22 protein-coding genes and 2 tRNA genes are annotated in these 17,970 nt (G+C 44.8%); 2 read left to right on the top strand and 22 right to left on the bottom strand.

The genetic code is table 11. From position 1 onward, the window contains the following. From ACQY6I_RS02570 to dapA, 5 genes are read right to left on the bottom strand one after another with little or no spacing between them, the layout of a single operon-like run. A complete protein-coding gene (locus tag ACQY6I_RS02570) occupies positions 1-771 on the bottom strand; it encodes a TIGR04219 family outer membrane beta-barrel protein (RefSeq protein WP_428239897.1) in 771 nt (256 codons plus the stop codon). A 58-nt stretch (positions 772-829) separates the two neighbouring features. After that, positions 830-1,540, bottom strand: a complete 711-nt coding sequence (gene purC, locus ACQY6I_RS02565) for a phosphoribosylaminoimidazolesuccinocarboxamide synthase (RefSeq protein ID WP_428239896.1) — start codon at positions 1,538-1,540, stop codon at positions 830-832. Continuing rightward, the gene (locus ACQY6I_RS02560; protein ID WP_428239895.1) at positions 1,509-2,321 is read right to left on the bottom strand and encodes an MBL fold metallo-hydrolase; all 813 of its coding nucleotides are present in this window, start codon (positions 2,319-2,321) and stop codon (positions 1,509-1,511) included. The genes purC and ACQY6I_RS02560 overlap by 32 nt, the downstream gene beginning before the upstream one ends. Before the next feature lie 7 nt (positions 2,322-2,328). Beyond that, positions 2,329-2,904, bottom strand: coding sequence for an outer membrane protein assembly factor BamC (gene bamC, locus ACQY6I_RS02555; protein WP_428239894.1), 576 nt, complete (start codon positions 2,902-2,904; stop codon positions 2,329-2,331). After that, positions 2,904-3,779: a 4-hydroxy-tetrahydrodipicolinate synthase gene (gene dapA / locus ACQY6I_RS02550; protein WP_428239893.1), complete on the bottom strand. Its 876-nt coding sequence runs from the start codon at positions 3,777-3,779 to the stop codon at positions 2,904-2,906. The genes bamC and dapA overlap by 1 nt, the downstream gene beginning before the upstream one ends. A gap of 230 nt (positions 3,780-4,009) precedes the next feature. Between dapA and ACQY6I_RS02545 the strand changes: the two genes are divergently transcribed. Continuing rightward, positions 4,010-4,510, top strand: coding sequence for a peroxiredoxin (locus ACQY6I_RS02545; RefSeq protein ID WP_428239892.1), 501 nt, complete (start codon positions 4,010-4,012; stop codon positions 4,508-4,510). Here the strand turns inward: ACQY6I_RS02545 and ACQY6I_RS02540 are convergent. Together ACQY6I_RS02540 and ACQY6I_RS02535 are read right to left on the bottom strand one after the other, a co-directional pair. Then, entirely contained in the window at positions 4,503-5,594 is a 1,092-nt protein-coding gene (locus ACQY6I_RS02540; protein ID WP_428239891.1) for an AI-2E family transporter, read from the bottom strand. The two genes, ACQY6I_RS02545 and ACQY6I_RS02540, sit on opposite strands and share 8 nt — an antisense overlap. Further along, positions 5,591-5,848: a sulfurtransferase TusA family protein gene (locus ACQY6I_RS02535; RefSeq protein ID WP_428239890.1), complete on the bottom strand. Its 258-nt coding sequence runs from the start codon at positions 5,846-5,848 to the stop codon at positions 5,591-5,593. The genes ACQY6I_RS02540 and ACQY6I_RS02535 overlap by 4 nt, the downstream gene beginning before the upstream one ends. 53 nt (positions 5,849-5,901) lie before the next feature. Here ACQY6I_RS02535 and ACQY6I_RS02530 point away from each other — a divergent pair, with 53 nt between their 5' ends. After that, positions 5,902-7,341 (top strand): M48 family metalloprotease, encoded by a 1,440-nt coding sequence (locus tag ACQY6I_RS02530; RefSeq protein ID WP_428239889.1) that lies wholly within the window; start codon positions 5,902-5,904, stop codon positions 7,339-7,341. 55 nt (positions 7,342-7,396) lie between these two features. Here the strand turns inward: ACQY6I_RS02530 and nadA are convergent, their stop codons facing one another. The 15 genes from nadA to ACQY6I_RS02455 form a co-directional block, all read right to left on the bottom strand. Then, positions 7,397-8,410: a quinolinate synthase NadA gene (gene nadA, locus ACQY6I_RS02525; RefSeq protein WP_428239981.1), complete on the bottom strand. Its 1,014-nt coding sequence runs from the start codon at positions 8,408-8,410 to the stop codon at positions 7,397-7,399. Between the two features lie 330 nt (positions 8,411-8,740). Beyond that, positions 8,741-8,816 (bottom strand) — tRNA-Lys (locus ACQY6I_RS02520). 82 nt (positions 8,817-8,898) lie between these two features. Continuing rightward, a tRNA-Lys gene (locus ACQY6I_RS02515) sits at positions 8,899-8,974 on the bottom strand. Positions 8,975-9,071: 97 nt separating this feature from the next. Further along, positions 9,072-9,749: a 7-cyano-7-deazaguanine synthase QueC gene (queC, locus tag ACQY6I_RS02510; RefSeq protein WP_428239888.1), complete on the bottom strand. Its 678-nt coding sequence runs from the start codon at positions 9,747-9,749 to the stop codon at positions 9,072-9,074. Between the two features lie 8 nt (positions 9,750-9,757). Beyond that, positions 9,758-10,504: a tol-pal system protein YbgF gene (gene ybgF / locus ACQY6I_RS02505; RefSeq protein ID WP_428239887.1), complete on the bottom strand. Its 747-nt coding sequence runs from the start codon at positions 10,502-10,504 to the stop codon at positions 9,758-9,760. Positions 10,505-10,512: 8 nt separating this feature from the next. Further along, a complete protein-coding gene (gene pal / locus ACQY6I_RS02500) occupies positions 10,513-11,073 on the bottom strand; it encodes a peptidoglycan-associated lipoprotein Pal (protein ID WP_428239886.1) in 561 nt (186 codons plus the stop codon). 83 nt (positions 11,074-11,156) lie between these two features. After that, positions 11,157-12,455, bottom strand: coding sequence for a Tol-Pal system beta propeller repeat protein TolB (gene tolB, locus ACQY6I_RS02495; RefSeq protein ID WP_428239885.1), 1,299 nt, complete (start codon positions 12,453-12,455; stop codon positions 11,157-11,159). Then, positions 12,452-13,186, bottom strand: a complete 735-nt coding sequence (gene tolA, locus ACQY6I_RS02490) for a cell envelope integrity protein TolA (RefSeq protein ID WP_428239884.1) — start codon at positions 13,184-13,186, stop codon at positions 12,452-12,454. Before tolA ends, tolB begins: the two co-directional genes overlap by 4 nt. Positions 13,187-13,290: 104 nt before the next feature. Further along, a complete protein-coding gene (tolR, locus tag ACQY6I_RS02485) occupies positions 13,291-13,716 on the bottom strand; it encodes a protein TolR (RefSeq protein WP_428239883.1) in 426 nt (141 codons plus the stop codon). Between the two features lie 9 nt (positions 13,717-13,725). Continuing rightward, positions 13,726-14,442 carry a protein TolQ gene (gene tolQ / locus ACQY6I_RS02480; RefSeq protein WP_428239882.1) on the bottom strand — a complete coding sequence of 239 codons (717 nt, stop codon included), beginning with the start codon at positions 14,440-14,442 and terminating at the stop codon, positions 13,726-13,728. Positions 14,443-14,538: 96 nt separating this feature from the next. After that, the gene (locus ACQY6I_RS02475) at positions 14,539-14,967 is read right to left on the bottom strand and encodes a YbgC/FadM family acyl-CoA thioesterase (RefSeq protein ID WP_428239881.1); all 429 of its coding nucleotides are present in this window, start codon (positions 14,965-14,967) and stop codon (positions 14,539-14,541) included. Continuing rightward, complete coding sequence (ruvB, locus tag ACQY6I_RS02470) at positions 14,964-15,977, bottom strand: Holliday junction branch migration DNA helicase RuvB (RefSeq protein WP_428239880.1); 1,014 nt, start codon at positions 15,975-15,977, stop codon at positions 14,964-14,966. Before ruvB ends, ACQY6I_RS02475 begins: the two co-directional genes overlap by 4 nt. A gap of 6 nt (positions 15,978-15,983) precedes the next feature. After that, positions 15,984-16,574, bottom strand: a complete 591-nt coding sequence (gene ruvA, locus ACQY6I_RS02465; RefSeq protein WP_428239879.1) for a Holliday junction branch migration protein RuvA — start codon at positions 16,572-16,574, stop codon at positions 15,984-15,986. 68 nt (positions 16,575-16,642) lie between these two features. Further along, positions 16,643-17,176 carry a crossover junction endodeoxyribonuclease RuvC gene (gene ruvC / locus ACQY6I_RS02460; protein ID WP_428239878.1) on the bottom strand — a complete coding sequence of 178 codons (534 nt, stop codon included), beginning with the start codon at positions 17,174-17,176 and terminating at the stop codon, positions 16,643-16,645. A 67-nt stretch (positions 17,177-17,243) separates the two neighbouring features. After that, positions 17,244-17,969 (bottom strand): YebC/PmpR family DNA-binding transcriptional regulator, encoded by a 726-nt coding sequence (locus ACQY6I_RS02455; protein WP_428239877.1) that lies wholly within the window; start codon positions 17,967-17,969, stop codon positions 17,244-17,246. Between the last annotated feature and the right edge of the window lies 1 nt (position 17,970).

Here is a 17,970-nt window from a genome sequence, read left to right as displayed (position 1 = left end):
TCAGAACGAGGCTGCAACTCCCATATACACACCCTTAGCAGTGACGTTAGACGCATATTTGGCAGTATCTGCACCAAATACTTCATCACCAACATCCATAGTGAAGTCATGATAACCAAGCTCTACACCCAGCCTACCAATGAAACTACCAGGCAAAGGCAGGTAGTATTTCGCATAAACGTTGTAATCAGAGACGGACGACCCATCTCCTAACGGCAGAAAATTATACTCTCCTCCCAAGGCCAGACTGATACTGTCCACCTGCAGCTCGGCCGCAAGATGAGCCATAGGAAGAACGATGGAAACATTGCCAGACTCATCATTAGCCGTAAATTTTCCATCCACCCAACGGAAGTTGGCTCCCAGGTCAACGTCGACACTGGGAACAGGCAATTCGTAATTCAAAATAAAGTCAGTATAAGAAAGATCAAATTTGGTATCGACTTTCTCATCTTTATTCAGCGTGACTCCTGCATACTCTGTAGTCACATTTACGGTACCACTGCCATCGGCAACCAATGATTGATACCGCACTTTAAAATCCGGCAGGAAGAAAATCGGATGATCCACTTCCGCATATAGATACAAGCCTTTGTCAGCCTCCAGTCCCAGATCTTTATCAAGATCAATCTTTTGATCATTAGAAGCATTTATCTTGCCGGATATTCCAGGGGCCCAAGCACCAATTCCCAGATCAACATCTACTAATGGTGCTGCCGATACAGTAGACGTCAATATGCCAACTACTGCAAATACAGGTATCGTTCTCATTCTTCTTCCTATTACCGTAAACAGATTGTCAGTGCCACAGATAACACAAACAACCTGACTAAAAGCTGACTCCAATTCTTTTGCCAACTTCCTCATAGGCTTCAATGACATTGCCGAGGTCCTGACGGAAACGATCCTTATCCATTTTTTCCATCGTGCTGGCATCCCATAAACGACAACCATCGGGAGAAAACTCATCACCTAACAACACTCGCCCTTCATAAACTCCGAACTCCAACTTGTAGTCCACCAGAATAAGGCCACCATCCAAAAACAACTTGGACAGAACTTGGTTAACCTGATGGGTGATGGCTTTCATCTGCTCGATCTGTTTGGCCGTAGCCCAACCGAAGGTAATGATATGGCTGTCATTGATCATTGGATCCCCGAGGGCATCACTTTTATAGAAAAACTCAAACACTGCCGGATTGAGTTCGCGACCTTCCTCAACCCCCAGTTTACGCACCAGGCTTCCGGCAGCTCGGTTCCTGACCACACATTCAACAGGCAACATTGCCATTCTTTTGACCAGAGACTCGGTATCAGACAACAACTGTTCAAAGTGAGTCTCAATACCGGCCTTGGACAGCTTATCCATGATGAATGCGTTGAATTTGTTATTCACCATCCCCTTGCGATCGAGCTGAGCAACCTTCTTACCATCGAACGCGGAGGTATCGTTGCGAAACTCGATAACGAGCTGCTGAGGATTCTCTGTTTCGTAAACAGATTTGGCCTTACCTGAATACAGTAGTTTGCCTTTCTTCATAATTATTAGACCCATCTGGTAAAAGAATATTATGCCAGTCCAACCCGCTTTCCTGATCGATAACTGGGAATGTCGATATATGAGTCATTACTCTTGCTAAAGAGTGAACAGCGAGTTCATGTTCGTTATTTTGCTCACTGATATGAGTAATGACGACGTGCTGCAATCCATTGTGAGCAACACGGTTTAAAAATTCACCGGCCTGTTCATTGTTCAAATGGCCATATAGCCCTCCTACGCGTCGTTTTAACGACATGGGATAAGGGCCATTTTTCAGCATTTCCAGATCGTGATTACACTCTAACAGTAAGGAGTGACAGTTCTGGTAACTGGAAATCATATGTTCAGTCACATGACCGCAATCAGTCAAAATTCCCAGGCGCCGCTGGTCGTTGTCCTGAAAAACAAATTGACAAGGCTCTCTGGCATCGTGTGGTACGGCAACCGGTTCTATCATCAAATCACCAATACTAAACGATTGCATAAGATTAAACGGCGTATGACGGACTCCGGAAGCATTCCGAACAGACTGCCAGGTTCCAAATGAACTGAATACCGGAATGTCATAGCGACGGCAAAGCGCAGCAACGCCTTTGATATGGTCACCATGTTCATGAGTCACCAAAACCGCATCAATATTGGCAGGCGAGAGACTCAAGCGCGCCAATCGCTGCTCTACATCTTTCACAGAGAACCCACAATCCACCATCACGACAACCTGATCAGTGCGGACCAGTGTGGAGTTACCTTTGCTGCCACTTCCCAGAGAAGCAAATTGCACCGGAAAGTTATCTCCGCAGTTCTGACTCAATCACGGTCAGGATTTTTTCAGCCGTTGCAGTAGAGGCCAGTTCATCCGAGTCCGTTTGCACACTAACTTGCACATCTTCGGTTGTACTGAACAGGGATAACCTGAATTGACCTTTGATTTTTCGGCCGAAAAACCAGTGTTTTTTCTGACTACCATCATCTGTATCATAGTAATTCAGAAAAATAATGCCCTGGGTACGGTCAATATCAGTGACACCATAGGCACGTGAACCTGCAGCCAGCACATCCTCCCAGACACTATCAAAGTTATCCTTGATCGATAGCAGAGGATTTTCATTACCGTCACGTTTAAGCACAATCTCACGATTGTCACGGTCAGTACTGATGGGCGGAAGGATATCTGCAGCTGCACGTTTAAGCTCAACCGGCCAACTATCCCCTTTTGGGATAATGTGCTGATCGTCAATATTCAATGCAACTCCATCAGGTAGGGTAATCGTCTTATCCTGCTCAGCTTCATACATACGTGGTTTATTTGAACATCCAACCAGCGTCGCAACCACCACCGACACTACTAATATTTGCCTAATCACTAAATTACACCAGCCTGAATGAGAGCCTGTCTAACAATATCCTGATGATTTTCAGCCAGTCGGGTCAACGGCAAACGGATCCCTGATGGAATCAGCCCTATCTCCTCCATTGCCCATTTCACTGGAATTGGATTGGATTCTGTAAACAACTTTTTGTGCAATGGCATCATTTGCTCATTGAGTCTCTCAGCAAGATCCCAATTACTCTCGGCACAGGCCTGACAAAAACTGGACATTGCCTTCGGCGTGACGTTGGCAGTCACTGAAATCACCCCATGTCCGCCAGCTCTCATAAACTCAAGACTGCTTGCATCGTCTCCGGACAGTACATCAAACTCACTGTCGACCAGATTTAAAATCTCTTTGGCGCGACCAATATCACCCGTCGCTTCTTTGATTCCCACAATATTTTTGTGAGTTGACAACCGCCCGACAGTGTCTGCCTTTAAATCACAGGCAGTTCGTCCTGGAACGTTGTACAGTATTTGCGGAATATCTACAGCGTCCGCCACCGCAGAATAATGTTGAAACAAGCCTTCCTGACCAGGCTTGTTATAATAAGGGGTTACCAACAAACAACCATCAGCCCCAAGCTTTTTGGCAGAATGAGTCAGATGAATCGCTTCTTTCGTTGCGTTAGCACCGGTACCGGCAATCACAGCCACTCGACCACGTACACGTTCAATGGTAAATTTAATGACCTCGGTATGCTCAGCCACATCCAAAGTGGCCGATTCCCCAGTGGTACCAACAGCCACAATACCTGTCGTGCCGTTTTCAATATGAAATTCAATCAAGTTTTCCAGGCTGGTCCAGCATACGCTTCCGTCTTCCAACATAGGCGTTACCAGCGCCACCATACTACCCCTGAACATTGATATTCTCCCGACTTTTTTGAGCCACGAATGGTACTTGTGGCCTGCCTATGTCTCAAGTCAAATCTATTTCTTCCTCTAATATTTCACAGAATAATTGCGGTTATACACAAGTCGATCAAACAGCATGGTCACTTGTATAAAAATCTGAAACCGTATGACTTTTGTACGATACAGGCCCCAGATGGAACATTGTAAAGTGGTCTTTTTAATGAGCAGGGAGCCTTGCGATGAGAACCGTAACCATCAATCAACAGGTACCGGATTTTATTGTACCTGCGACAAACCATAAGAATGTACGACTGTCAGCACTCAAAGGTTACAATGTTATCCTGTATTTCTACCCCAAAGACGCCACACCAGGCTGTACCATCGAAAGTCAGGATTTTGCAGCAAACTACAACAGCTTCCGGGCTACCAATACATTAGTATTCGGAGTCTCAAGAGATTCACTGGAGTCCCACGAACAATTTAAAGCCGCTCAGATTTTGCCGTTTGAATTGATTTCAGACGAAAACCAGGCCCTGAGCGCCTTATTTGGCGTCATCAAACCCAGAACACTGAAGGACCAGACGTTTATGGGCATGATTAGAAGCACATTTTTGATAGATTCAGATGGCATTCTCAGAAAGGAATGGCGGGACATCTCAGTCAAAGAGCATGTCCATGAAGTCCTGGCTTACTGTCAAAGATTATCTGAACCAGGACTAAAACGGACAAACATCAGCTAACTGCGGTGGAATCTTTATCTAACGGATGTTTTGGCCATGCGTTATAAATCGCCTTAAAAAACGTTGCCAAGGGGATGGCAAAAAACACACCCCAGAAGCCCCAGATACCACCAAACAACAGAACTGCAATAATAATAGAAGTGGGATGGAGATTCACGGCTTCAGAAAACAACAGCGGCACCAATACATTTCCATCCAAAAACTGAATGATCATGTAAAACAACAACAAATATGCTAACTGAGCTTCAGGCCCCCACTGGAATAACCCGATCAAAGCAATGGGAATCGTGACAACAATTGCTCCTATATATGGAATCAGCACTGAAAGCCCAACCAAAAGTGAGAGCAATGCCGAATACTTGATGCCCAGAATAGTAAAGACAACAAACGTCACTCCTCCAACTATAAAAATCTCAATGACCTTACCCCTTACGTAATTGGCAATCTGCTGATTCATCTCTATGCCGATTTTGTTCAAAAGATTACGCCTGCGAGGCAGCAAATCGATGAACTGATCCCATAAATGAGCTCGATCCTTTAGCATAAAAAACACCAGAATGGGCACAATCAACAAATAAATAGAAAGGCTGAATATACTTGGCAGGGTAGACAATGACAGTTGAAATAATTGCCCCGCCCACCCAGCGACTTTCTCTCCCATCTGAGAACTGTTTACGTAAGACATCCATTGGCCAACAAGATCCGGCGAAACTATTTCCGGAAAGGATTCTGGCAAACGTTCGATCAAACCGACAACACTGCGATAAATACTGGGAGCCTCAGACACAAGATTCGATACTTGCCTGAATACAAGAGGGAATAACATAAACATCAGAAATAAAATGACACTGACCAACAACAGAAACACAAAAATCACCGCAAGCATATACGGTACTTTCCACCTGACCAGGCGATCGACAAGCGGTGAAATGATATAAGCGATGATCACTGCTGCAATGATTGGCGCCAATATCTGCCCCAACCAATAAATTACAACCAAGGTAAGAGCCAATATCATGGCCAGTACCACAGCCTCTTCATCGGAAAAATAACGATTAATCAGCTGGCGAAAAACATGCATCATGAATTGTCAATATCCTTCTTCTCAATAAGAAACTCATACTCATGAGTATCCTCATGGAATATGACTGAAATAAGATTATGAACACTTGATTTAATAAAGGCAGGAATATCTCTATAAGATCCTGAATCTGTTGCAACAACCTTTAAAATTTCTCGATCTTTCATCGAGCTAAGCATCATTTTGGTTTTTAATAATGGCAGAGGACACCTCAGATTGCGGGCATCCAGGTCGTAATTGGCATTGTCTTTACTCATCACTGACCCACAGCAGAAAGTTGCTGGAAGATTATATCGATGGAAAAGGTAAAATGAGAGTTATGTTTAAAAAAATACTTGTTTCTCTATGGATAATTCTGCTCTCACAGGCGGCAAGTTCTTCGGCCGCAGCTGAACTTCCAAACATGGGAAGTGCAACGGCAGGGATCACCCTGGAACAAGAACGCAGTCTTGGAAATGCGTGGTTACGCAACATTAGGGGAAAAGCAAACTTATGGGACAACAACTATGCCAATGACTACCTTGCTGAACAACTGTCTCTGATCGCCCAATATACTGATACTCCCCTTGGTCCGTTATCGACAGTCATCATTGATTCTCCTTACCTGAACGCATTTGCCGTCCCAGGCGGCATCATTGGTATCAATTCTGGGCTTTTTTTGAATGCAAATAACGAAGCTGAATTTTCTTCCGTGCTGGCCCATGAGATCGGGCATCTTTACCAACGTCATTATTCAAGAATGCAAAACAACAATAAAAATACCAATAAAGTCCAACTGGCCGCATTTATTGCAGCCATTGTACTGGCCCAACAAAATTCAGAAGCAGCACAGGCTACACTGTTTGCCAGTATGGCAAACAGTGTAAACAAGTCTCTGGCCTTCAGCCGGGAAATGGAAACAGAAGCGGATAGGATAGGACTAAACCTACTTCAGAAAGCAGGCTATTCCAGCGAGGCCATGGCAGATCTGATGGAAACACTGATGAAAGACTCCAGCTTTTATAACCGCGGTGCTCTGGAGTACCTGCAAACACACCCCTTATCAAAAAACCGTATTGCAGATGCAAAACATTACAGTCAAAACCACACAAGCAATAGCAAAATTGATTCTGGTGAATACGAATTTATACGGTCCTTAAGCATGATTCATCATACCGCAGAGGAAGAACGAGAAAATCTGATAACCCAGCTTTCAGGAAACGCCGATACAAACTATTTTTATGCAAAACTAACGGCATGCGCGTTCTGGTACCTGGATCAGGGCAACTCCACCAAAGCAGCAGAACTTTTGACCAAGCTGACAGAGCACCATAGCCAATTTTATTTCGTCCGCATATTGAGTATCAAACTACTGACCCAGAATGGCCAGTTAGGCGAAGCAAGAGATGCAATCAACCAGCTCAGACAAGACTACCCAAATCGCCTGGCCCCTCAATTCCAGGCCGCAAACATCTATCTAAAACAGAATGACACCATCGGTGCTCTGGAAATCCTTAAAAATATAACATTGCTGCATCCGGATAATCCTAGAGGCTGGGAGAAAAGGCTATTAATTGAAAAACAAGCCGGAGATGCCTGGGGCGAGCTTAGGGCGAATACAGAATATTTATGGCTCATCGGCCAAGAACAAAGGGCTATCAATTATCTTGAGGCAGCTCAAAAAGAATCACAATGGACTGGACAGCAGAAATCCCGAATTTCTGCCAGATTGCAACAAATGCAATACGATATTCAACAATACCAGTTCTGACACACGTGTTCTCAGAAGTACGATCCGTCTGAGAACACACGTATCAGTATCCCGATTAGTCTTTAACAAAAGACAGCATTCTGTTGAGAGGCACTAACGCTCGTTCAATCAAAGTAGGGTCGACTTCAATGGTCTGATCATTTTTTGTCAGAACAGATTTTAAACGCTCTAAAGTATTCATTGCCATCCAGGGACAATGTGCACAGCTCCTGCAAGTTGCCCCATTTCCTGCAGTCGGAGCTTCTATAAAGGATTTCTGCGGCGATGCTTTCTGCATTCGATAAAAAATTCCCCGGTCAGTTGCAACAATAAATTGTTGATTGGGAAGTTCCTGGGAGGCTTTCAGCAACTGCGTAGTTGAACCAACAACATCAGCAAGCTCGATAATGGCTGCGGCACTTTCAGGGTGAACTAAAACAGCTGCATCCGGAAACATAGCCTTCATTTGTTGCAAACCATGAGCTTTAAATTCTTCATGAACCACACAACTACCATTCCATAGCAGCATATCTGCACCGGTTTTGGCCTGCACGTAGCGTCCCAGATGTTGATCTGGAGCCCAAAGAACTTTGTCTCCCTTAGAACTGAGGTAATCAACCACATCAAGGGCAATACTTGATGTAACGACCCAGTCAGCCCTAGCTTTAACTGCTGCAGAGGTATTTGCGTATACCACAACTGTACGATCAGGGTTCGCATCACAAAATGCACTGAATTCATCAGCAGGACACCCCAGATCCAGAGAGCATTCTGCCTCCAACGTTGGCATTAAGATTGTTTTCTCAGGGCTCAGAATCTTTGCGGTTTCTCCCATAAAGCGAACACCTGCAACAACAATCGTACTTTCCTTGGCGTCACGTCCATAACGAGCCATCTCCAGAGAATCACCAATAAACCCACCGGTTTCATCAGCCAACTCTTGTACCAAAGTATCGGTATAGTAATGGGCAACCAAGACAGCATCCTTTTCTGCCAATAAAGCTTTTATTTCCTCTTTTAATGCCAGAGTTTCACGATCAGATAATTCTGTTCCTTGTTTAGTCACCGGCACATCAAAATTGATCTGCATATTATGCATGGTTACCAAAGGTGTATTCACTAGCAGAGACTCCCAATTGCTTTTAAGCACAACAACTGACAATGAGATTCGTTTTTCACTCTCTCACAACAAATATAAACCCTGTTAACAGCGATACCGGGTACTTGTTTCCAACCAACGCCTATCCACAGCCCGAATTTCACCGCTCAAACTCAGCGGCGGCTCAGTAGCAAAATCGCCTGATAACTCAGGGTCATATCATAACATGATGATAGTGGAAGTTTGCTGCCAATAAAGAAAAGTACAGATAAGTTATTTTGAGGCATAAAAAAAGAGAGCTTGGCTCTCTTTTTTTAAATTTGGTGGGTCGTGGGCGACTCGAACGCCCGACCAATTGGTTAAAAGCCAACTGCTCTACCAACTGAGCTAACGACCCTCAGCGCCGGCGCATTCTACCTCCTTCATACAAAAAGTCAATAAAATTAATGACTTAACTTCATCCGCCGTTGATGAAGAATTGGTGGGTCGTGGGCGACTCGAACGCCCGACCAATTGGTTAAAAGCCAACTGCTCTACCGACTGAGCTAACGACCCGAAGGAGGCGCATATAATATGGATTTTTACTCAGCTCGCAAGCAAAAATCTTTAAAAATTTTATTTAAGTGTTTGAAAGCAAACAATTTTCGCCAAATTACCGGTATAAAGTGGGGTCCGACAGCCCTGCATCAGCAAAACCCTGGGCTCTTAAACGACAACTGTCACACACTCCACAGGCCTTTCCATCAACATCTGCCTGATAGCAAGATACTGTTAGCGCATAATTCAACCCCAACCTTGTACCTTCCGTTACAATTTCAGCCTTGGTTAGATCAATTAAAGGCGTGTTAATACTAAGCTTTTGTCCCTCAACTGCCGCCTTTGTCGCGAGATTAGCCATGATCTCAAACGCACGAATAAACTCTGGTCGACAATCGGGGTATCCTGAATAATCAACCGCATTCACACCAATAAAAATATCCTGACTGCCAATAACCTCAGCATAACCCATGGCTATTGATAAAAAGACCGTATTTCGGGCTGGAACATATGTTATGGGAATATCAGAACTGTTCAGATCAGAATCGACAGGAACAGTTAAAGTGTCATCAGTTAACGCAGAACCACCAATTAGGCGAAGATTCAGTGGAATAACCTTGTGCTCAATCACACCGGCACTCTCTGCTACAGCTTTAGCTGCAGACAGTTCAGAACTATGTTTTTGACCATAATCAAAGCTGAGAGCATAACAGTCAAAGCCCTGATCTTTAGCCATATAAAGTGTCGTAGCGGAATCCAGACCACCAGACAATAATATAACTGCTTTTTTCATGAATTTTGTCAATTAAGGTTTTTTAAAGAAACAGACGCCTTGCCGGCAATCTGAGAACCGGGGTAATCATCGATGACTTTTTCAAATAATTCCCGGGCTTTGGTTACGTCATCCAGTTTGGCATAACAGGTAGCCAATTTATAAAGCGAGTCAGGGTATTTCTGATGATCCGGATATTGATCCACGACTGCCTGAAAAGCACCTTTTGCTTTCTCAGTCTCCCTAAGCACCAAATATACCTCACCCATCCAATACCATGCATTTGGCGTATACGAACTATCAGGGTAATCATTGATATATTGTGTAAAAGCAGCAACAGCGTCGTCGTATTTTTTTTGCCGAATCAGATCCTTAGCCTGGTCATACTGTTTCTGTTCTACATCACTATCGGGCACTGAAACCACACTGCTTGACGATTGCTCAGAGGTGCCAATATTACCCGCCCGAATATCTGATATGCGCCTATCAAGGTCGATATAACGGTCTTTCGACAGCTGTTGAGATTGCTGTAATTGGTAAGAAAGCTCTTCAACCATTCCGCGTAACGTCATCAGCTCCTGCTGCATCTGTTGCATTTGATACAGCATTTCTGACAAAGCCTGCTCATTCGCCGGAGCGGTTGCTCTAGCATTTGCGGTGGATTGGGATCTATTAACCGCATCAGCCTGGGATTGAACAACTGGAGGGGCAGCAAATACAAGGCAACTGCTGAATGCAGTTGCCAATATTATAGTTTTAACAAACCATTTAGACATATGGAGATTTAGTTTTGATATTTAATCTCTACTCTACGATTCTGGGCATAAGCAGCTTCTGTTTTACCCAGATCGATTGGCTTTTCTTCACCAAAGCTCACGATAGTAATCTGATCGCTGCTCACACCTTTAAGTTTCAAATATGCAGAAACGGCGTATGCGCGACGCTCACCTAAAGCGAGGTTGTATTCACGAGTACCACGCTCGTCAGCATGACCTTCTAAAATAACCTTTACTTCAGGATGAGCGGCCAGATAATCACCGTGCTTGTCCATCAGTGAGCGGAAATCATTTTTTACAGCTGCTTTGTCGAAGTCAAAGTAAATGACATAAGCATATGGACGCTGCACTTCATCAGCATACTCCATAGTATCGCCACTATCCGCTTCTGTAACATTATCCTCAATCACGACTTCAGTAGAATCCATCGGTGTTTCAGTCATAGTTGAGTCTGTAGTTGTTTCAGTCATTGCACCTGTACTTTCTTCAGTGCCGCCTTTGTTGGCACAACCAGACAGAACGACTGCAAAAGTTAAAGCAGCAACTTGGAGCAGTTTAAATTTAGCCATTTTCCTTTCCCATTCGGTGTTGTTTTAAAAAATTATTCACGCACTACCATATAACAACAGTAGCACTCCTTCCACTCCTACAGTCAACGAATGAAGGGAGACCACGCGGGTTCCCTGACATGACCATTAACTGCAGGCATGATACTTGCCAGCTGACCATCAACCGATGCCCAAGCTAACACGCCACGACCTTTATTTTGAGTAGCATACACGAGCATTGTGCCATTAGGCGCCATACTGGGCGATTCATCCAAGTCCGTCTCTGTCAGAATTCGCAATTGCCTTGTAGCAAGATCCAATGCAGCTACATGAAATGGACCACCATCCTGATGCACCATCACCACATACTTACCATCAGAACTGTACTGCGCCCGCGCATTGTATATTCCTTCAAAGGTTAAGCGTTCTACAGCCCTAGTGTCCAGAGTTACTTGATAAATTTGTGGCCTACCTCCTCTCTCTGAAGTAAAGAGCAGTTTTTTTCCGTCAGGCGACCAACTCGGCTCGGTATCTATTGACCAATGCTTGGTTATGCGAGTTATTTTTTTGCTCTCCAGATCCATTAAATAGATATCTGGATTACCCGTCTGAGAATTCACAAAAGCGATCGTTTTTCCATCAGGCGAAAATGAAGCCCCACTATTAATACCTGGATATGCTGGCAGGGTTTCCACTTTTCGGGTAAATCGATCAACAATTTTTATACGGGTTTTGCCGTTAGGTTCAAAGTTAGTAAAAGCCAGTTTTTTTGCATCACTGGACCAACTGACAGAAATAATGGAGCCATTTGATTGATACAGAGTCTTGGCTCGATAGCCATCGGCATCCGCAACCTCTAGACGGTAAATGGATTTGTCACTTTCTTTATTTAAAGTGACATAGGCTATCTTAGTAGAGAAGACACCCCGAATACCTGTTATCTTCTCATAAGCAGAATCTGCAATTGCATGCGCTAGGTCGCGCAACTGTTCTTTACTTCCAGTGACCTTGGCGGACTGAATATTTTGTTCCCGGAAAACATCATACAGACGATAAATTACTTCATAATTATTTGTTCCCGGTAATTGAGAAATCTGACCAATTATCAGGTAATCCTGTTTGAGTAATTTCCAATCACGGAAATACACGTCATTATTGTCACATGGCTGCGACAGCATATTTTCCGGCGCTAAAGAACTGAACTGCCCCGTTCTAGAGAAATCCGAACCAACGATGGAAGCAATTTGCTCCGGCAAAACTTCAGTACCATTCCAACAAAAGGGTACAACCGCAATGGAAGTGGGCTTATCATAGCCTCTGGTAATGACAAACTTGAACTCGGCTAATGCTTGAGTAGCAAATGCCAATATCGAAACTGCAAAAAATACTCTTAACAACTTCACCGCATCAAATCCTCTGGCTTAAATCCAAACTGAATAACTCTGAAGTATTTTTCAAAAATCTTCGGATCATCCGGTACCTGGAATTTCCTGACTTTTCTGACTGCCACTTCCGCAGACCTATCGGTCGCCGGATCACCACTGGACTGAAGAATAAATACATCCTGAAGCTCACCATTTGGTAGCAAGTGCAACTCTATCGCAACAACCATCCCATTTCTGGCACTAGCGGGTCGCGACCAGTTAGCAGCAATCTGAGCTTTTATTAGCTCATAATAAGTAGCTGCAGCAGCTTCGTCCTGCACCTGCTGTTCGATCTGAGTATCCTCTTCATCCAACCCCTCAAACAGAGACTCCTCCCTCTTAGCAGCTTCAATCTGTTCTTTTTTCTGCCTCTCCGCTTCCTGCTGCTTTAGCTCCTCCGCTTTACGCGCTTCCTCTGCCCGTTTTTTCGCCTCAGCTTCTTTTGCTGCTCGATCCTTGGCTCGTTTTTCTGCTTCTGCTTTTTCCTTTGCTGCTTTTGCAGCTTTTTCCTTAGCTTTCTTCTCGGCGGCTTTTTTAGCTTCTTCCTGCTTTTTCTTCTCTGCCTCCCGACGCTTTTTCTCAGCATCTTTTTTGGCCGCATCATTGGCTTTAGCAGAGGTCTTTAACTTATCCTTTTGATTGTTTTTAACAGATTTGGGCTTGTCCAATACAACCAATTTTGCCTGAACATGCTCAGGAATTTTAAACATCTCGGGGTCTTTGGGCTTGACACCAAAACTCCAAACCAGCCCGGCACCTGCAACTATGTGAATGATTACCGCCAACAGTATGGCTATGGTATATCTTCTCATCATCAAGGCGCTTCGGTTACCAACCCTACTGACGTGGCACCGGCTTTCTGCAAGATAGTCATGAGCTCCACCACCGTCCCATAGGGCACACGCTTATCCCCTCTCACCAACACTGTTGTCTGTGGAGATTGCTTGAGAACTTTACCAACATATGATCCAACAGCTGACACCTTGACAGGTTCGGGTTTGTCCTGTCCCCTTTCTATAAAATATTGGCCATTAAAATCTACGCTGACAATCAAATGTTCATTATCATTTTGGTTTTTGACAGGATCTGCTGGAGTTTTTGGTAATTCAACCTCTACTCCCTGAGTCAACATTGGCGCAGTAATCATGAAAATCACCAGCAACACCAGCATGACATCAATGTAAGGTACAACATTGATCTCTGAAACCGGCTTTCTTTTTCTATGATTAGAAGTCTGCATGTTTATGCATCACTCCACAGCCGACGTCGGCTTTTTGACTGTTTGAGACCGTACGATATGAAGCTGTCTGTGCAATATTGCAGAAAACTCTTCGGAAAAAGTTTCATAATTGGAAATTAGAGAATCTGCCTTACTTGAGAAGCGGTTATATGCCACGACTGCCGGAATCGCTGCAAACAAACCAATTGCGGTTGCAACCAAAGCCTCGGAAATTCCGGGAGCGACCGTTGACAGGCTAGCTTGACTCGCATTCGCCAATCCCCGAAAAGAATTCATAATCCCCCATACGGTACCGAACAACCCGATATAAGGACTTGTTGACCCCACCGTCGCCAGAAATGAAAGATTGTGGTCGAGTTTTTCGATTTCTTTGCTGGTAGCCACTCGCATAGCCCGCTGAGTCCCTGCCATCACGGCATCCGCATCAGCGCTGGGCTGCTGACGTAGACGTGTAAACTCTTTGAAACCCGCCCGGAAAATTGATTCGGCGCCGCTGTCAGGAGAAGGGGTCGCGTTGACTTGACGAAACAACTGATTCAGATCCATACCGGACCAGAACTTGCTCTCAAATGAATTCAGACCTTTGGTTGCTTTTCGAAGTACCTGGGTACGTTCAAAAATCATCACCCATGAGATCAGCGAAGCTAGAACCAGCAGAGCCATTACAATCTTTACAATCAGACTGGCATTGCTAACCAGACTCCAAAATGACAGGTGCTCGGTCACTGACTACGCTCCTAAAAAGACAATCTTTACAATCGTTAGCTAGGCTAAAGTTTTTTCACTCACTTGGCTACCCACCGAACTGCATTTTCATATTGATTACAGTGAGTTAGCAGTGGTTTTTTCAGAAATTCGGTTAAATATCTTTACAGGAATAGCCTGTGGCTTCAGTGTACGTGAGGAAACTGAACACACCCTGACCGCAGCGCTAGCGGCAAGCCTCATATCTTGTTTGTGATAAATATATTGCGCAAATGTGATACTGCTCCGTTTTAATTCCTGAACATCAAGAGCAATAACTATTTCTTCGTCCATCTGCAGCGGAGATTTGTACCTGATATCAAGACTGTGTACTACGAAAATAAAACCATCTTCAACAGAGGTTTTACAATGCTCATACCCACATAGACGCACAAAGTCGGTTCTGGCACGCTCCATGAAGTTCAGATAGTTACTATGGTAAACCACCCCACCAGCATCTGTATGTTCAATATAGACACGCTGAGTAATTGAAAATAAATGCATCATTTCTTTTCCGGAACCGGTAGCTCAAAGTGTAGATAAGCCAAATCCGTCACCACCCGCCCTCTAGGGGTGCGCAGCATGTAGCCTTGTTGAATCAAATAGGGCTCAAGCACGTCTTCAATTGTATCCCGCTCCTCGCTTATTGCGGCAGACAAAGAATCAACCCCAACAGGACCACCGCCAAACTTTTCAATCATGGCCAACAACATACGACGATCCATATGATCAAAACCATGGGAATCCACATTCAACATATTCAATGCCATATCTGCTATATCGGCACGAACCCTGCCATCAGACTTGACTTCCGCAAAGTCTCGCACTCGACGTAGCAGCCGATTGGCGATACGAGGAGTTCCCCGAGAACGTCTCGCAATTACTTCGGCTCCTTCAGGATCAATCTCAACAGCCATAAGTCTGGCGCTGCGCTGTACAATCCGGGTCAGGTCTGAAACGTTATAAAATTCGAGTCGCTGGGAAATACCGAAACGGTCCCTTAGCGGAGACGTCAGCATTCCGGCGCGAGTGGTAGCACCAACCAATGTAAACGGGGGTAAATCCAGCTTAATAGAACGGGCCGCAGGACCTTCACCGATCATAATATCAAGCTGATAGTCTTCCATCGCTGGATACAGAACCTCTTCCACATGAGGACTCAGCCGGTGGATTTCGTCAATAAATAAGACATCACCAGCTTCCAGGTTAGTAAGCATGGCCGCAAGATCACCGGCCTTTTCTAGCACTGGTCCAGAGGTTGTCTTTATAGAACTCCCCATTTCGTGAGCAATAATATTTGCCAGTGTGGTTTTTCCAAGCCCGGGAGGGCCAAAGACCAAAACATGATCGAGAGGCTCTTTGCGCTTGCGGGCCGCTTCGATAAAGATCTCCATTTGTTCACGAACGATCGGCTGGCCAACATAGTCTGCCAAACTATTTGGTCTTATAGCTCGATCCTGGACATCTTCAACATTGTTTTTAGGTTCAGGAGCTACAAAGCGATCAGTTTCAATCATTGTGCACTAGACCATTAACTTGAGAGCCTGACGGATAATTTCGTCGGAAGACATGCCAGGCTTATAGATTTGCTTTACTGCCTTACTCGCCTGAGGAGGTTTATACCCTAAAGCAATCATGGCGCTTTCTGCATCAAACAGACTGTTATCCATTGAAACAACAGAAACCCCTGCCCCCTCTAGTTGGCTACTGTATTCTTTTAAACGGTCGCGTAATTCAATAACCAACCTTTCCGCCGTTTTTTTACCAACTCCCGGAATTTTTACCAGAGCCGAAACATCTCCGTCCATTACCGCCGAAACCAGTGAATCAAAGTCAATACCAGACAGAATGGCTAAAGCCATCTTAGGACCGACACCATTGGTCTTGATCAGCTTTCGAAATAATTCTCGTTCCTTCTGAGTTGCAAAACCGTATAACTGATGAGCATCTTCGCGAACCGTCAGGTGCGTATATATAACAGCTTCCTGATCCACGGAAGATATCTGATAAAATGTACTCATGGGAGCCTGTAGTTCATACCCCACCCCCTGAACATCAATCAAAATATCAGGGGGTTGGCGTAAAACAATACGGCCTTTTAGTCGACCTATCATAATCAAATCCGGAATAAATACTGGTTAAATAACCATACCACTAAGCCTTACCGAAAAACGAGCTCTATTTATTTACTATCCCCCATCAAACGTCCACGACGACTGTGGCGTACACCACTCATACGGATAAGGCTCTGGCGTGTATGTGAATGACAAACAGCAATAGCCAAAGCATCTGCTGCATCTTCCTGTGGCACCCCCGGTAATTTAAGCATTGCCATCATCATATGTTGCATCTGTGCTTTATCTGCAGCGCCATTACCCACAACAGCCTGTTTCACTTTTTTGGCCGCATATTCATATACCGGCAAACCATTCTGCATCGCAGCAACAATCGCAGTTCCTCTGGCCTGACCTAACTTCAATGCAGAATCAGCATTTTTCCCCAAAAAAACCTGCTCAATTGCAAATTCCTCTGGATGATACTGCTCAATGATTTGACACACAGCCTGATAGATACGATGCAGCTTTTCTGGTAAGGACGGTTCACGCTCCACACGGATACAGCCGCTGGTAACATATTCCAAACGAGAACCAATTGCATTAACAATTCCAAAACCAGTTCTTCGGGAACCGGGATCTATTCCAAGAATAAGTGCCATTATGATAAATCAGCCCGGTTTTCGCTGACAAAAGACAAGACCGGCTCGAAATGCCGGTCTGAGAGGTTTATTCTTCTTCAGAAAAATTTGCATTGGTATAGACATTCTGGACATCATCAGAGTCTTCCAGCATATCGATTAGTCGAGCCACCTTCTCCGAAACTGCCGAGTCCAGGTCAGTGTAAGTGGAAGGCAACATCGTTACCTCCCCTTCAGGTGCAAAGCCCGCAGCAACAAGAGCATCTTTGACGACAAGAAAATCGGAAGGCTCTGTCTGCACTTCAAAACTACCATCATCGTTACCAATTATATCAGTGGCACCAGCCTCCAGTGCTACCTCCATAATGGCTTCTTCATCACCAGACTCGATGAATAGTTGCCCTGCCTGGGAAAACAAATAGGCAACGGAACCATCAGTTCCCAAATTTCCACCACATTTGGTGAACGCATGACGAACTTCGGAAACGGTACGATTTCGGTTATCCGACAGACACTTTACCAACACAGCCACACCACCCGGACCATAACCTTCATAAGTGATTTCGTCATAATTTTCATCACCCTGAGTGCCCGCGCCGCGCGCAATTGCCTTATCAATCGTATCCCGCTTCATGTTGGCGGTTAAGGCTTTGTCGATCACCGCGCGCAGAGCTGGATTATCCTCTGGGACCGGACCGCCGGTTTTTGCGGCAACGACGATCTCACGAATAATCTTAGTAAATACCTTCCCCCGCTTGGCATCCTGAGCAGCCTTGCGGTGTTTGATGTTGGCCCACTTACTATGACCTGCCATC

The organism is Gynuella sp. (assembly GCF_050297175.1).
GTDB lineage: Bacteria > Pseudomonadota > Gammaproteobacteria > Pseudomonadales > Natronospirillaceae > Gynuella.
The sequence above is the reverse complement of the archived record's forward strand: the minus strand, read 5'-3'. Positions and strand labels throughout refer to the sequence as shown.